This window comes from Streptomyces sp. SID9727, assembly GCF_010550605.1.
GTDB lineage: Bacteria > Actinomycetota > Actinomycetes > Streptomycetales > Streptomycetaceae > Streptomyces.
Map to the genome: position 1 here is coordinate 100,092 of NZ_JAAGNI010000106.1, position 14,416 is coordinate 114,507.

General features: G+C 69.2%; 13 protein-coding genes. 6 read left to right on the forward strand and 7 right to left on the reverse strand.

Translation table 11 applies throughout. The annotated features are described in order from the left end of the window. Positions 1-212: 212 nt before the first annotated feature. On the reverse strand, positions 213-1,646 hold the full coding sequence (locus G3I41_RS06460) for a recombinase family protein (protein WP_164399321.1): 1,434 nt from the start codon (positions 1,644-1,646) through the stop codon (positions 213-215). Positions 1,647-1,669: 23 nt separating this feature from the next. Between G3I41_RS06460 and G3I41_RS06465 the strand changes: the two genes are divergently transcribed. Then, a complete protein-coding gene (locus G3I41_RS06465) occupies positions 1,670-2,410 on the forward strand; it encodes an LLM class flavin-dependent oxidoreductase (protein WP_239081502.1) in 741 nt (246 codons plus the stop codon). Between the two features lie 36 nt (positions 2,411-2,446). Here the strand turns inward: G3I41_RS06465 and G3I41_RS06470 are convergent, their stop codons facing one another. From G3I41_RS06470 to G3I41_RS06480, 3 genes are all read right to left on the reverse strand, one after another. Continuing rightward, positions 2,447-2,989 carry an RNA 2'-phosphotransferase gene (locus G3I41_RS06470; protein ID WP_164399322.1) on the reverse strand — a complete coding sequence of 181 codons (543 nt, stop codon included), beginning with the start codon at positions 2,987-2,989 and terminating at the stop codon, positions 2,447-2,449. Positions 2,990-3,160: 171 nt separating this feature from the next. After that, positions 3,161-4,075 carry a MerR family transcriptional regulator gene (locus tag G3I41_RS06475; RefSeq protein ID WP_164399323.1) on the reverse strand — a complete coding sequence of 305 codons (915 nt, stop codon included), beginning with the start codon at positions 4,073-4,075 and terminating at the stop codon, positions 3,161-3,163. Between the two features lie 53 nt (positions 4,076-4,128). After that, positions 4,129-5,901, reverse strand: coding sequence for an SDR family oxidoreductase (locus G3I41_RS06480; protein ID WP_164399352.1), 1,773 nt, complete (start codon positions 5,899-5,901; stop codon positions 4,129-4,131). Between the two features lie 370 nt (positions 5,902-6,271). Between G3I41_RS06480 and G3I41_RS06485 the strand changes: the two genes are divergently transcribed. The 5 genes from G3I41_RS06485 (at position 6,272) to G3I41_RS06505 (ending at position 10,776) form a co-directional block, all read left to right on the forward strand. Then, a complete protein-coding gene (locus G3I41_RS06485; protein ID WP_164399324.1) occupies positions 6,272-7,240 on the forward strand; it encodes an ABC transporter ATP-binding protein in 969 nt (322 codons plus the stop codon). Beyond that, a complete protein-coding gene (locus tag G3I41_RS06490) occupies positions 7,230-8,138 on the forward strand; it encodes an ABC transporter permease (protein WP_164399325.1) in 909 nt (302 codons plus the stop codon). Before G3I41_RS06485 ends, G3I41_RS06490 begins: the two co-directional genes overlap by 11 nt. Further along, positions 8,135-9,046 (forward strand): ATP-binding cassette domain-containing protein, encoded by a 912-nt coding sequence (locus G3I41_RS06495; protein WP_164399326.1) that lies wholly within the window; start codon positions 8,135-8,137, stop codon positions 9,044-9,046. The genes G3I41_RS06490 and G3I41_RS06495 overlap by 4 nt, the downstream gene beginning before the upstream one ends. A gap of 23 nt (positions 9,047-9,069) precedes the next feature. After that, positions 9,070-9,789 (forward strand): ABC transporter permease, encoded by a 720-nt coding sequence (locus tag G3I41_RS06500; protein WP_164399327.1) that lies wholly within the window; start codon positions 9,070-9,072, stop codon positions 9,787-9,789. 294 nt (positions 9,790-10,083) lie between these two features. After that, positions 10,084-10,776 (forward strand): DUF1664 domain-containing protein, encoded by a 693-nt coding sequence (locus tag G3I41_RS06505; RefSeq protein WP_164399328.1) that lies wholly within the window; start codon positions 10,084-10,086, stop codon positions 10,774-10,776. A 78-nt stretch (positions 10,777-10,854) separates the two neighbouring features. Here G3I41_RS06505 and G3I41_RS06510 read toward each other — a convergent pair whose 3' ends face one another. The 3 genes from G3I41_RS06510 to pheA form a co-directional block, all read right to left on the reverse strand. Beyond that, a complete protein-coding gene (locus tag G3I41_RS06510) occupies positions 10,855-11,661 on the reverse strand; it encodes an HAD family hydrolase (RefSeq protein WP_164399329.1) in 807 nt (268 codons plus the stop codon). After that, positions 11,658-12,947: a serine--tRNA ligase gene (gene serS / locus G3I41_RS06515; protein WP_164399330.1), complete on the reverse strand. Its 1,290-nt coding sequence runs from the start codon at positions 12,945-12,947 to the stop codon at positions 11,658-11,660. The genes G3I41_RS06510 and serS overlap by 4 nt, the downstream gene beginning before the upstream one ends. A gap of 518 nt (positions 12,948-13,465) precedes the next feature. Further along, positions 13,466-14,401 (reverse strand): prephenate dehydratase, encoded by a 936-nt coding sequence (gene pheA / locus G3I41_RS06520; RefSeq protein ID WP_164399331.1) that lies wholly within the window; start codon positions 14,399-14,401, stop codon positions 13,466-13,468. Positions 14,402-14,416 lie beyond the last annotated feature (15 nt).

Below are 14,416 nucleotides of genomic sequence, written 5' to 3' on the forward strand. Positions count from 1 at the left end.
GGGATGGCAGTCTCCGCACCGCGTGAGGTCGCCGGGCGGTCGGTTGCATCGCGCTGCGTCCAGGTGCTCCAACACCTGTGGCCGCGCGTGCCGCGCTCATGGCCGACTGGCAGGCCGTCCGAACGCGACGCCCTTAAGTTTCCGGAGGATCGCCGGTTGGGTGAACCGGCGATCTCGTGGATAATCCGCCCCCGCCCGAGCCTGCCCGGCCCTCAGAGCTGGTTCTGTTCGATGTCGATGCGGTCCCAGTCGAAGACTCCGCTCGGCTTGCCGGACGCGTCTATGACCACGCCGGCGAAGAGGAAGCGGAGCACCGCGTTGCGCCGCTCGTCCGTCATCTCGTCGGCCTCCCAGGCCGCCCTGGCCCCCGGACCCGTAAGTCCGTCGAGCAGCTTCACCGGACGTACGGCCATCCGCTTCTGGGCCTTGGCGATTCGGTCGGTGATGCCCTTGCGCATCGCCCGGTACTCCGCCGTGGAGATCTCCTTGGCGGTCCACATCTGGTTGAGTTCGGCGAGCTGCCGCTGGTCCGCCTCCACCGCCTCGGTCAGGGCGTTCGTGGGTGTGGCGGAGGAGAGCCGGCCGGAGACGGCGAGGCGGCCGAGCAGGTCGATCGCGGCCTCGGTGACGAACTCCTCCAGCTTCACAGCGGCGATGCGGCGGACGCACTTCTTCTCGTCGTTACGGCTCTTGCGCGTGCACAGGTACGAGGGCACCGCCCCGACCTTGGTGCCGGACATGAGGGTGCCGCAGCGCCTGCACATGACCAGGCCGCGCAGCAGGTAGAAGCGGCGCAGTTCCAGGTTGGTCTGGTGGATCGCGGACCGGTACTCGCGGCGGGCGCGGACCTCGGCCCAGGTGCCGGCGTCGATGATGGCGGGCCACTTCCCAGCGCCGACCTCCTCGCCCTGGTGCATGCGGATGCCGGCGACGTGGCGGGAGTCGAGCAGCGCCCGGACGGTGCCCTGGGTCCACTCCTTGCCGTACACGGTCCGGATGCCGCGTTTGTGGAGGACCAAGGCGATGGCGACCGGGCTCTGGCCCTTGAGGTAGCAGTCGAAGACCTCGCGGACGATCTCGGCCTCGTCCTCCCTGACGGTCATGCCGTCGGGTTCGTACCCGAACCGCCGCTTGCCCGAGTGCGGCATGCCGGTCTCGGCCCGCTCCGCGAGCGCGGATTTCAGGCGCCGGGAGGTGTCGTCGGAGGAGCGGCAGGCGTGGGCGACCTCGATGCGGAGGATGAAGCGGTCGTCGGGGTCGGAGAGGTTCCGGCGGTTCGCCTCGCCGTGCAGCACGATCTCCTGCTCGTCGGAGACCTGGAGCAGCTCCTCCAGGTCGCGCGGCTGCCGCATGAGCCGGTCGGGGTGGTACGCGATGATGTGCCGGAACTCGCGACGCCGGGCGTGTTCGAGGAGCTGGTCCCAGCCGGGTCGCTTGCGGTCGCGGCGCCAGGCGGAGCGGCTGTTGTCAACGAAGACGTGGGTGGGGTCGATGGCCAGACCACGGCGTTCGGCGATCTCCCGGCAGATACGTTCCTGCCGGTCGACGCCGGTCTGGCCGTCATCGTCGGCCTGGGATATTCGGCAGTACAGGGCGGCCGGTTCACCTGGGGTGACGGTCGGCTCTCGGTGCTTGGGGCGGGGCATGGCACCGATGGTCTGAGCAAGGCTTGGGCTCGCCGAACTTCCGCCACCCGGTCACCCTGGCCAAGGAGCTGATCTCGCTCGACGACATCTCGGCGGGCCGGATCACCCTCGGTATCGGCGCGGGCGGCAACGGCTTCGACGCGACGACCCTGCTGAGGAGCGGCGAGGTCCCGTGGACGCCGCGGCAGCGCGCCGACCGCTTCGGGGAGTTCGTCACGCTGCTGGACGCCCTGTTGCGCGAGCCGGCCGACAAGTCGTACGAGGGGGAGTTCTACGCGGCCACCGAGGCACGGAACCTTCCCGGCTGTGTGCAGCGGCCCCGGGTGCCCTTCGCCGTCGCCGCCACGGGTCCGCGCGGTCTGGCGCTGGCCGCGCGCCACGGTCAGGCGTGGGTGACCACGGGGGACCCGAAGCTGTACGAGGCGGGCAGCGGCGCGCAGTCGGCCGAGGCCCTCGGCCGGCAAATGGACGGGCTGGGGCGCGCGTGCGCGGAGACCGGGCGGGACGTGGCCGAGCTGGAGAAGATCCTGCTCACCGGGTTCACGCCGGAGTTCAACCCGGGCCTCGCCGCGGGCGGGAGCCGGCCCTTCGACTCCGTCGACGCGTTCGTGGACTTCGCGGGCAGGCACGCGGAGCTGGGGTTCTCGGAGATCGTCATCCACGCGCCGGTGCCCGCCGACGGACCGGGGTTCGACGCGGCGGTGCCGGACGAGAAGCTGTTCGAGGAGATCGCGACGCGGGGCGCGGCCCAGCTGGCCGGCTGACGGTCGCCCTGGGGTCCGGGGCTCTCGGGACCCGGCTCAGCCCGGCAGGCGCAGGAACTCGGCGGGCACCGCATCCGTGAGCCACACCCCGTTGGCGCTGACCCAGAACGTGTGGCCCGCGCGGTGCATGGCGCCCGCGTCCACGGACAGCACGACGGGGCGTCCGCGCCGGGCCCCCACGCGGGTAGCGGTCTCGCGGTCGGGCGAGAGATGCACGTGGGTACGGTTCATCGGGCGCAGCCCCTCGGCACGGATCGCGTCCAGGGACCGGCCGACCGTACCGTGGTAGAGGTACGCGGGCGGTTCGGCCGGCGGCAGTCCCAGGTCCACGGTCACGGTGTGGCCCTGGCTCGCCCGGATACGGTCGGCGTCCACGGCGAAGCGCTGCTTGTCGTTGGAGGCGACCACATGGTCGAGCTCCGCCCTGCTGATCGGAAAGTGATGGCGAGCCGCCGCGCTCAGCAGTTCCTCGATCGGCACCCAGCCGTGGGCGTCGAGCGTGAGTCCGATCCGCTCGGGCTGGTGCCGCAGGTGTTTGGAGAGGTACTTGGACACCTTGACGGTGCGTCTTTCGTTCATCTCTTGAGCGTGGCTCCGACACGTCCTCGGCGCATCCTCATTTCGTTCGCGCTTCACCTGAACGATGTGCGTGCGCTGGTTTGATCCACAGTCAGTTGGACTTATCCACAGGCGAATTGGCATCTCTGTGGACAACGGACATAGCAAATGGGCGTTTTGCGCAATATGTCTCTACTCGCGACATGATGAGGCGAGCGAGTCCAACATTCTTTTGTTCACCTCTCGTTCGGCCGCGGCGGCGATGAAGGCGCCCACGCCGCTGGATCCAACCAGCCGTTCCACGGCATGGATTGTCGAGGCCGGCACCTGCACGGCGACCTCATTTTCGGCCGCGCGGACGGCCTCGGCGGGCGCACCGGACGCCAGATGCGCCTCCAGGTGCCGCGTCGCGAACATCCGCATCGCACGCGCGAGTTCGGCGTCCACGGTCTGCTGGGCGAGTGGCTTCAGGCGCCGCACCATCGACGCCGCGTCATCCGCTTCGGCGTCGGTCGTGGGCCGATGGCCCAGGTATCGGGCGAAAACGTGCTCGGTCGTGAACTCGAGAAATCGGGAGGCCATCTGCCCGACCTGGCCCCGAACTTCTCGCAGTTGTGCCGCGATCGCGGTCAGCGGCACGCCGACCGCGTACAACTCCGCCGCGACCTCCAGCTCCTGGAGGCTCGGCACGCCGAACTCCTCGTCGCTTCCCGGCAGGCGTTCGAGTACACCGAGCTCGACCGCCTCGCCAATGGCCCGGTCATCGGCTTCTCCCCCGAATGCCGCGATCAGTTGGGCGCGGGTGATGCGACCGGCTCGCTCGTCGGTCCACGGGCCGTGCACCTCGGCGACGAGCCCCAGCACACCTCCCAGCCCGCGCCCGGTGTCCCAGGCATCGAGTAACTCCTTGATGCTGACCAGGGTGTAGCCCCGGCCCAGTAGACCGGCGATCTGCCGGAGACGGAAGAGATGGTCGGGTCCGTATACGTTTGCCCGGCCTCGTCGCTCCGGGGCAGGCAGCAGGCCGCGGTCCTGATAACCCCGGATCGTACGGACCGTGGCGCCGCTGGCGTGCGCGAGATCCTCGATCCGGTACTCGGTTGCCAACCGCTCCGACTCCTGCCCGCGTTCGCCCTCGGAGCCTCCCGCGCCCGCCCGCCTCACAGTGGCGGCTTCAGCCGGGCGATGCCCCGCAGCACGCCGGGACCGACGCGGGACAGAAGGCGTACGGCATGGGACTCCGGCGTCACCGGGACGACGGCCTGATTGCGAACGACCGCGCGGAGAACCGCCTCCGCCACCTTTTCCGGCGGGTAGTTGCGCGCGCCGTAGAGCTTGCCGGCACGCTTTCGCAGCCGCTCCTCCTCCGCCGCGTCCGTCCCCACGAACCGCGCCGTGTCGGTGATGCCGGTGTTGACGATCCCGGGGCAGATCGCGCTGACCCCGATCGACTTCTCGGCGAGCTCGGCGCGCAGACACTCGCTGAGCATCAGTACAGCGGCCTTGGACGTGCTGTACGCGGGGAGGGCACGGGACGGCTGGAAGGCCGCCGCCGACGCGGTGTTGACGATGTGGCCGCCCTGGCCGCGCTCCGCCATCTGCCGCCCGAAGAGCCGGCAACCGTGGATGACCCCCCACAGGTTCACATCGAGAACGTTCCGCCAGTCCTCGGCCGTCGTTTCCAGGAACGGCCCCGACAGCCCGATGCCCGCGTTGTTGACCAGCACGTCGACCACGCCGTACTCATCGGCCACCCGGGCGGCAAGCTTCTCCATGGCCTGCTCGTCGCTCACGTCGACCGCCTCGGCCCAGGCTTCCGGAGCCCCGGTCGCCCGGGCCGACTCCGCGGTCCGCCCGGCCCCTTCGGCATCCCGGTCGACGGCCACCACCCTGGCCCCCGCCCGCGCGAAGGCGAGCGCCGTGGCGCGCCCTATCCCGCCCGCGGCACCCGTCACCAGCACGAGCCGGCCGCCGAACCACTCCGCGTAGGGCCCGTCCGCACGGGCCTCCACCGGAACGCCGGCCGTCCGGGCCGACTCGATGGCCGTCGCGAACTCAGCGATCCACGAGGCCAGCTGGTCCGGGCGGGTGCGCGGCACCCAGTGCTTGGCCGGAAGCGAGCGACGGGTCAGCTGCGGGACCCAGGCCTCGAGGTCGTCGTAGAGCTGTTCCGACAGGAACACGTCCCCGGTCGGTGTGATCAGCTGCACCGGCACGTGCGCGTACGCGTCGGTACGGGGCCTGCGCAGCCGGGAACGCACGTTGTCCCGGTAGAGCCAGGCCCCGTGCGCCGCGTCATTCGGCAGCGAGGGCGTCGGGTAGTCGCCCGGGGGCACCTTCTCCAGCCGCTCCAGGATGCCCGGCCACCGCTTGCCGAGTGGCCCGCGCCAGGCCAGCTCGGGCAGGACCGGGGTGTGCAGCATGTACACGTACCAGGATTTGGCACCCTGTCCGAGGAGCTGACCGACCCGGCCCGGGGTGGGCCGGTTCACCCGGCGCTTGATCCAGTGCCCGAAATGGTCCAGGGAAGGACCGGACATCGAGGTGAAGGACGCGATCCGGCCCTCCGTACGGCTGACCGTGGCGAACTCCCAGGACTGGACCGAACCCCAGTCGTGCCCCACCACATGGACCGGGCGGTCCGGACTCACCGCGTCGGCCACGGCCAGGAAGTCGTCCGTCAGCTTCTCCAGCGTGAAACCGCCGCGCAAGGGCTTCGGAGCCGTCGAGCCGCCGTGCCCGCGTACGTCGTACAGCACGACGTGCCACTCGTCGGCCAGCCGGGCGGCGACCTGCGTCCAGACCTCCTTGCTGTCCGGGTAGCCGTGTACCAGCATGATCGTCGGGCGCTCCGGGTCCCCGAGCTCGACGACGCACAGCTCGATGCCCCCCGTGGCCACCCGGCGTTCGCGCGCGCCCGGCAGATCACGCAGCCGCGGGCCGCCGTTCCCCGCGGACTGCCCCTCGACCGCGGGCCGTTCGCTCTTCCCTCGTGACGCCATGCCACCGTCCGTTCGCTGCTGTGTGCGGTACGTGCTCGTAACGTGACACTGATGAATGTGACAATGACCGGCGGCAACGTCAAGGGGGGTCGGCGGTCTGTGGACAACTCCCCGCGCAGACCGTGAGGGCCGGTGGCAGGGGGCGGCCGTGGTCCTCAGTGGGGTCCCCTTACGGGTCTCCTACAACTCGAGTCTGACGCCGATCCAGCCGTCAGGTCTGACGACTGCTGTGGTCCGCGCCACTACCGTCGTATCCGTGAATGTCATCGCTGCCGAAGGTCTGAGTAAACGGTTCCCCCGGGTGACCGCGCTTGACCGGCTCACCCTGGACATCGGCCCGGGTGTGACCGGGCTGGTGGGCGCCAACGGGGCCGGCAAGTCCACGCTGATCAAGATCCTGCTGGGTCTGTCCCCCGCGACCGAGGGCAGGGCCGCCGTGCTCGGGCTCGACGTCTCGACCAGCGGTCCTGCCATCCGCGAGCGGGTCGGCTACATGCCGGAACACGACTGCCTGCCACCCGACGTCTCGGCCACCGAGTTCGTCGTCCACATGGCGCGCATGTCCGGTCTGCCACCGACCGCCGCCCGTGAACGCACGGCGGACACCCTGCGCCACGTCGGCCTGTACGAGGAGCGCTACCGCCCCATCGGCGGTTACTCGACGGGTATGAAGCAGCGGGTGAAACTGGCCCAGGCGCTGGTGCACGACCCCCAGCTGGTCCTGCTCGACGAGCCGACCAACGGGCTCGACCCGGTGGGGCGCGACGAGATGCTCGCCCTGATCCGCCGGATCCACAGCGACTTCGGCATCTCGGTCCTGGTCACTTCGCACCTGCTCGGCGAGCTGGAGCGCACCTGCGACCACGTCGTCGTCGTCGACGGCGGAAAGCTGCTGCGTTCCAGCTCCACCAGTGACTTCACGCAGACCACGACGACCCTTGCCGTCGAGGTCACCGACAGCGACGTCCATCCCGACGGAACGGGCGCCCTGCGCCGTTCCCTCACCGAGGCGGGCGTCACACTCGTCGGTCTCGACGGACTGGACACCCAGGGCCTGCCCGGTGCCGGTCACATCCTGCTGGTCGAGGCGACCGGCGAGGAGACGTACGACCTCGTGCGCGACAGCGTCGCGGGGCTCGGGCTCGGCCTCGTACGGATGGAACAGCGCCGTCACCACATCGCCGAGGTGTTCCGCAGCGACGAGGAACGGCCCGCTGCCGTGCCGGCCGGAGCCGTACTGCAGAAGGAGGGAGGACGCGATGAGCACTGAGACCGGCGCCGCGACCGGGAACGAGACCTCCCGGATCCACAACATCGGCTACCGCGCCTACGACGGCCCGCGGCTCGGGCGCGCGTACGCCCGCCGCTCGCTGTACTCGCAGACCCTGCGCGGCTCCTTCGGGCTCGGCCGGTCGGCCAAGTCCAAGGTGCTGCCCATGCTGCTGTTCGGCGTGATGTGCATGGTGGCGGCGATCATCGTGGCTGTCGCCATCGCCACCCCGGGGACGACGAGGCTCCCCATCAAGTACACGTCGTTCGCGATCTACCTGCAGCCGGTCATCAGCCTGTTCATCGCCGCGCAGGCGCCGCAGGCGGTCTCCAGGGACCTGCGGTTCAAGACCGTGCCGCTGTACTTCTCGCGGCCGATCGAGCACGGGGACTACGTCCTCGCCAAGTTCGCCGCCATGGCCTCCGCGGTCTTCGTGCTCACCGGGGCGCCGGTCGTGATCCTCTACATCGGCGCGCTGCTGGGGAAGTTCGACTTCGGCGACCAGACCGAGTGGTTCGCCCAGGGGATGGTTTCCGTGCTTCTGCTCTCCGTGCTGTTCGCCGGACTCGGCCTCGTGATGGCCGCGCTGACCCCGCGTCGCGGCTTCGGCGTGGCGGCCGTCATCGCGCTGCTGATGATCACCTACGGGGCGGTTTCGACCGTCCAGGGGATCGCCTGGTCGACGGGTTCGGAGGGGGCGGTGCCGTGGCTGGGGCTGTTCTCCCCGCTCACGCTGGTCGACGGGGTGCAGACCGCGTTCCTCGGAGCGAGTTCGGCCTTCCCCGGCGGCAACGGCCCGGGCTCCGGGACCGGTGTCGTCTACCTGCTCGTTGTCCTCGCGCTCGTCGCCGGCTCGTACGCCGTACTGATGCGCCGCTACCGGAAGGTCGGGCTGTGACCACCATCGAGATCGACCACACCTCCCGCTGGTTCGGCAACGTGGTCGCCGTCAACGACGTCAGCATGACCGTGGGACCCGGTGTCACCGGTCTGCTGGGCCCCAACGGGGCGGGCAAGTCGACCCTGATCAACATGATGGCCGGGTTCCTCGCGCCGTCCACGGGCACGGTCACGCTGGACGGGAAGGCGATCTGGCGCAACGAGGCCGTGTACCGGGAGATCGGCATCGTCCCGGAGCGCGAGGCGATGTACGACTTCCTGACCGGACGCGAGTTCGTGGTGGCCAACGCCGAACTGCACGGACTGGGCGCCGCCGAGGCGGCCGCGGCCCTGGCCACGGTCGAGATGGAGTACGCGCAGGACCGCAAGATCGCGACGTACAGCAAGGGCATGCGCCAGCGCGTGAAGATGGCGTCCGCGCTGGTCCACAACCCGTCCGTGCTGCTGCTGGACGAGCCGTTCAACGGGATGGACCCGCGCCAGCGGATGCAGCTGATGGACCTGCTGCGGCGGATGGGCGCGGAAGGCCGGACGGTCCTCTTCTCCTCGCACATCCTCGAAGAGGTCGAACAGCTCGCCTCGCACATCGAGGTCGTCGTCGCGGGCCGGCACGCGGCGTCCGGTGACTTCCGCCGTATCCGCCGGCTGATGACGGACCGCCCGCACCGCTATCTCGTACGGTCGAGCGACGACCGGGCCCTGGCCGCCGCGCTTATTGCCGATCCTTCGACAGCGGGGATCGAAGTGGACCTGAGCGAGAACGCTTTGCGCATTCAGGCGATCGATTTTGCCCGCTTCACCACGCTGTTGCCCAAGGTCGCACGCGAGCAGGGCATTCGTCTGCTGACCGTGTCCCCGTCCGACGAGTCCCTCGAATCGGTCTTTTCCTATCTCGTAGCGGCCTGAGGCCGACAAGGAGCTGTGACGTCATGTACGACCCCACAGTCGCCCGGCTCACCTACCGGGCGCTGCTCGGCCGGCGCCGGGCCGCCATCCTCTTCGTGCTGCCCGCCCTGCTGATCGTCATCGCGGTGGCGGTACGGATGTTCGCGGGGGCCGACGACCAGGTGGCCTCGGACGTCCTGGGCGGATTCGCCATCGCCACCATGGTGCCGTTGATCGGCGTGATCGCCGGCACGGGCGCCATCGGGCCGGAGATCGATGACGGCTCGATCGTCTACCTGCTGTCCAAGCCGGTGAGCCGGCCGACGATCATCCTCACCAAGCTGATCGTCGCGATCGCGGTGACCATGGTCTTCTCGGCGGTGCCGACGATGATCGCGGGCCTGATCCTCAATGGCAACGGCCAGCAGATCGCGGTGGCCTATACCATCGCCGCCCTGGTCGCCTCGATCGCCTACAGCGCGCTGTTCCTGCTGCTGGGCACGGTCAGTCGGCACGCGGTCGTGCTGGGCCTCGTCTACGCGCTGGTGTGGGAGGCCCTGTTCGGCAGTCTGGTGCCGGGCGCGCGCACGCTGAGCGTGCAGCAGTGGTCGCTCGCCCTGGCGGAGAAGACCGGCGGCAACGGTGCGATCACCTCGGACGTCGGTCTGCCGCTCGCCACGATCCTGCTCGCCGTGGTGACCGTCGCGGCGACCTGGTACGCGGGGCAGAAGCTGCGCACGCTGAAGCTGGCCGGCGAGGAGTGAGCGGACGGCCGTCCGACATGTGACAACCCCCGGTCCATGACCGGGGGTTGTCACATGTCGGACAGTCCTACGCGTAACTGTACGTTTATCGGTGCGTTGTTCACGATGCGTGGAGGCAACTGGAATCCGTGGCGTCGTAGCGTGCGTGAAAAGTGCAGATGGCCGATGCGGTGGGGGGAGAGCCCTCGTCGGTCGGTTCTTCGAGTGAGTGGCAACCGTGAGCGTCCTCCGCCCCTGTAGCCCGGGGAGAGGGCTGTCCGATTCCGCGTAGCTTTCACGAACGGAAGGCAGCTCATGCCGACGGAAGTCGCTCTACTTGAATCGCGCGCGCTGCGCGTCGAACAGATGGGGCGTGTCGACGCCCTGGACAAGGTGAAATGCCTTGTCATGCTCCCAGACGGGATTCACGTTCGCACAGGGGATGTGGCTCGTTACTTCGAAGTATCCACAGAGGTGGTCAAAAAGGTGACCCACCGCCATCGAGTCGAGTTGGAGGAGAACGGGCTAAGGACGCTTCGAGGCTCTGACCTGGAGGCCTTCCATAGGGACATGATGTCCCTATGGGCAGGAGAAGGCGCCGGAAGTTATCCACAGGCAGCCACTCAGCTCCGCCTCTACACCCGCCGGACCGTGCTCAACGTCGCCATGCTTCTTCGCGACAGCGACGTCGCCCGATGCGTGCGTACGTATCTGCTCGACGCCGAGCAGGACCTGCGTGCGGGGTACGCATCGCTCGAACACCGCGTCACCCGGGTCGAGAGCCACCTGGCCGGCGTGGGCACCGCGCTCCAGGAGCTGGGCCCGGTCCTCAGCCGGATGTCGCACCGGCTGGACAGCCTCGACCGGAGGCTGGAGGCCACCCACCAGGTCGTCGGTGCCATGAGTGTGAAGCTCAGCGGGGTCTCGGAGGACGTCGTCCGGCTCGACGACCGCGTGGACGCCCTGGCGCGCAACCTGAAGGAGCTGAACCGCCGCAACAAGCGCTGATCCGACCAGGCAGGCGTGGAAAGGCTCAGGGACCGAGGCGGTGCCCCGGTCCCTGAGCCCCACGCAGAGGGCGGCCGCCTACGACTCCCGCAGCAGCCGCTCCAGCACCACCGCGATCCCGTCGTCCTCGTTCGACGTGGTCGTCTCCTGAGCGACGGCCTTCAGATCGGCGTGGGCGTTGGCCATGGCCACGCCGTGCCGGGCCCAGGCGAACATGGGGATGTCGTTGGGCATGTCACCGAAGGCGATCGTGTCCGCGGCCTTCACGCCCAGCCGGCGGGCGGCGAGCGAGAGGCCGGTGGCCTTGCTCAGTCCCAGGGGCAGGATCTCGACGACCCCCGCCCCCGCCATGACCACGTCCACCAGATTCCCGACCGCCGCCCGCGCGGCCTTGGCCAGTGCGTCGTCATCCAGATCCGGGTGCTGTATGTACACCTTGTTCAGCGGCGCGGCCCACATCTCGGCCGGGTCCTGGACGAAGACGGCCGGACGCGGTCCCTCCTGGACGCGGTAACCCGGCCCGACCAGCACCTCGCCGTCGAGCCCGTCGCGGCTCGCGGCCAGCGCCAGCGGGCCGACCTCGGCCTCGACCTTGGAGAGCGCGAGCCCGGCGAGCTGCCGGTCCAGGGTGAGCGAGGTGAGCAGCCTGCGTTCACCCGCGTGGTAGACCTGGGCGCCCTGCGCGCAGACGGCCAGCCCTTCGTAGCCGAGGTCGTCCAGGATGTGCCGGGTCCACGGGACGGCGCGGCCGGTGACGACGATGTGCGCCGCACCGGCACCGGCGGCGGCCTTCAGGGCCTCGCGTGTCCGCGCGGAGACCGTTTCGTCGTCGCGCAGGAGGGTGCCGTCGAGGTCGGTCGCGACGAGCTTGTAGGGGAAGGTCACTTGGCGACCGGCTCCAGAATCTCGCGCCCGCCCAGGTAGGGACGGAGCACCTCGGGCACCCGCACCGAGCCGTCGGCCAGCTGGTGGTTCTCCAGGATCGCCACGATGGTCCGGGGGACGGCGCAGAGCGTGCCGTTCAGCGTGGCCGGCGGTCGCATGACCTTCTTGCCGTCGCGGTTGTCCCGCATCCGGACCGAGAGCCTTCGCGCCTGGAACTCGCCGCAATTGGACGCCGACGTGAGCTCGCGGTACTTGCCCTGGGTCGGGATCCACGCCTCGCAGTCGTACTTCCTGGTGGCCGAGGCCCCCAGGTCGCCGCTGGCGACGTCGATGACCTGGAAGGGCAGTTCGAGGCCGGTGAGCCACTGCTTTTCCCAGTCCAGGAGGCGCAGGTGCTCGGCCTCCGCCTCCGCGGGGTCGACGTACGAGAACATCTCGACCTTGGTGAACTGGTGCACCCGGAAGATGCCGCGGGTGTCCTTGCCGTACGTCCCCGCCTCGCGGCGGTAGCAGGAGGAGTAGCCGGCGTAACGCAGCGGCAGCTTCTCCGCGTCGATGATCTCGTCCATGTGGTACGCGGCGAGCGGTACCTCGGAGGTGCCGACCAGATACTGGTCGTCCTTGTCCAGGTGGTAGACGTCCTCCGCGGCCTGGCCGAGGAAGCCGGTGCCCTCCATGGCACGGGGGCGGACGAGGGTCGGGGTCAGCATCGGAGTGAAACCGGCCTCGGTGGCCTGGGCGATCGCCGCGTTGACGAGGGCGAGCTCCAGCAGCGCGCCGACGCCCGTGAGGTAGTAGAAGCGCGAGCCGGACACCTTGGCGCCGCGCTCCATGTCGATCGCGCCGAGCGCCTCGCCGAGCTCCAGGTGGTCCTTGGGCTCGAATCCCTCGGCGCCGAAGTCGCGGATCGTCCCGTGCGTCTCCAGGACGACGAAGTCCTCCTCGCCGCCGATCGGCACGTCCGGGTGGACGAGGTTGCCGAGCCGCAGAAGCAGGTTCCTGGTCTCCGCGTCGGCCTCGTCCTGGGCGGCGTCGGCCGCCTTGACGTCGGCCTTGAGCTGCTCGGCGCGGGTCAGGAGTTCGGTGCGCTCTTCGGGCGAAGCCTTGGGGATGAGTTTGCCGAGCGACTTCTGCTCGGAACGGAGTTCATCGAAAGCGGTCCCGGACGACCTGCGCCGTTCGTCGGCGGAGAGCAGGGCATCGACGAGTGCGACGTCCTCTCCCCGGTTGCGCTGGGAGGCGCGAACACGGTCGGGGTCCTCACGAATCAGGCGAAGGTCAATCACTCCTCCAGGCTACCGGTGTCGGCTTCGCCCACTTGAACCGATAGGAACAAGCGTGGCGCTTTGCCCGAATTGCGAGTATTTGGCATTGTGGGGCGAGTGGGTCACGAGGCGTGCGTGGTGGGGTAGTTGGGCGACGCTTTTCCACAGGAGTGGCCGGTCCGTTGAAGTTATCCACAGGCTGTGGGGGAAGTCTGTGGATGCGGGGGAGATCATTCCGGGAGCCTGATGAAAACGCGTGGATTCAAGGTTCAAACCCGTTTCACGCGCTCGTTCGGGTGGGAATTGCTAGCTCTAAAGAGTTGATCAGTGGAATTGGGCTGACACGGGGCGAACAAGTGCCCTGTGGATAGGTGTGAGTGGCCCATGTCGGTTTGTCGACCATGTCGGATTGTGGTGTCGACTTGTCCCCAGGCGCACTCTCCCGCCTGTGGATAACTTTCCCCGGCGCAGACAATCCTCTGATCTCACCGGCCCTGTGGACAGGCGGCGGCCCCGGACCCGACGGGTCCAGGGCTTGATCAGGGCCGACCGTCCTGGCTGCGTGCCAGCCAGTCGGACGCCTCGGTGAACTCAGCGTCGGACGTGCCCGCACGCAACGGGCGTACATCCTCCGGAGCCACATCGGCCCGCGGGTAGGAACCGAGGAAGCGCACATTCGGACAAACGCGCTTGAGCCCCATCAGGGCCTCGCCGACCCGGCGGTCGGAGATATGGCCCTCCGCATCCACGGCGAAGCAGTAGTTGCCGATGCCGGCCCCGGTGGGCCGTGACTGGATCAGCATCAGGTTCACCCCGCGCACCGCGAACTCCTGGAGCAGTTCGAGCAGGGCGCCGGGGTGGTCGTCGCCCAGCCAGATCACCACGGAGGTCTTGTCCGCACCGGTCGGCGCGGAGGGCCGGGCCGGACGCCCCACGAGCACGAAGCGGGTCTGCGCGTTCTCCGCGTCGTGGATCTCGGTCACCAGCGGTTCGAGCCCGTACCTCTCCGCCGCGAACTCTCCCGCGAAGGCCGCGTCGTAGCGGCCCTCCTGCACGAGCCGCGCGCCGTCCGCGTTGGACGCCGCCGACTCCCATACCGCCTGCGGGAGATGGGCGGCCAACCAGTTGCGTACCTGCGGCTGCGCGGCCGGGTGAGCGGTGACCGTCTTGATGTCGGACAGTTCGGTGCCGGGCCGCACGAGCAGCGCGAAGGTGATGGAGAGCAGCACCTCGCGGTAGATCATCAAGGGCTCGCCGCTGGTGAGCTGGTCGAGGGTGGTGGTGATGCCGCCTTCGACGGAGTTCTCGATCGGTACGAGCGCCGCGGCGGCCGTTCCGTTGCGCACCGCGTCCAGCGCCGCCGGTACGGAGACCATCGGAACGAGTTCGCGGGTGGCGGCTTCCGGGAGCGTACGGAGGGCGACCTCGGTGAAGGTGCCTTCAGGGCCGAGATAGGCGTAGCGCGTGGCGGACATACCGTCACCCTAATG

Bases quoted from the DNA above. Each gene is read 5' to 3' on its own strand.
- pheA (WP_164399331.1), bottom strand. From the start codon at position 14,401: ATGTCCGCCACGCGCTACGCCTATCTCGGCCCTGAAGGCACCTTCACC.
- G3I41_RS06490 (WP_164399325.1), top strand. From the start codon at position 7,230: ATGAGCACTGAGACCGGCGCCGCGACCGGGAACGAGACCTCCCGGATC.
- G3I41_RS06505 (WP_164399328.1), top strand. From the start codon at position 10,084: ATGCCGACGGAAGTCGCTCTACTTGAATCGCGCGCGCTGCGCGTCGAA.
- G3I41_RS06460 (WP_164399321.1), bottom strand. From the start codon at position 1,646: ATGCCCCGCCCCAAGCACCGAGAGCCGACCGTCACCCCAGGTGAACCG.
- G3I41_RS06470 (WP_164399322.1), bottom strand. From the start codon at position 2,989: ATGAACGAAAGACGCACCGTCAAGGTGTCCAAGTACCTCTCCAAACAC.
- G3I41_RS06500 (WP_164399327.1), top strand. From the start codon at position 9,070: ATGTACGACCCCACAGTCGCCCGGCTCACCTACCGGGCGCTGCTCGGC.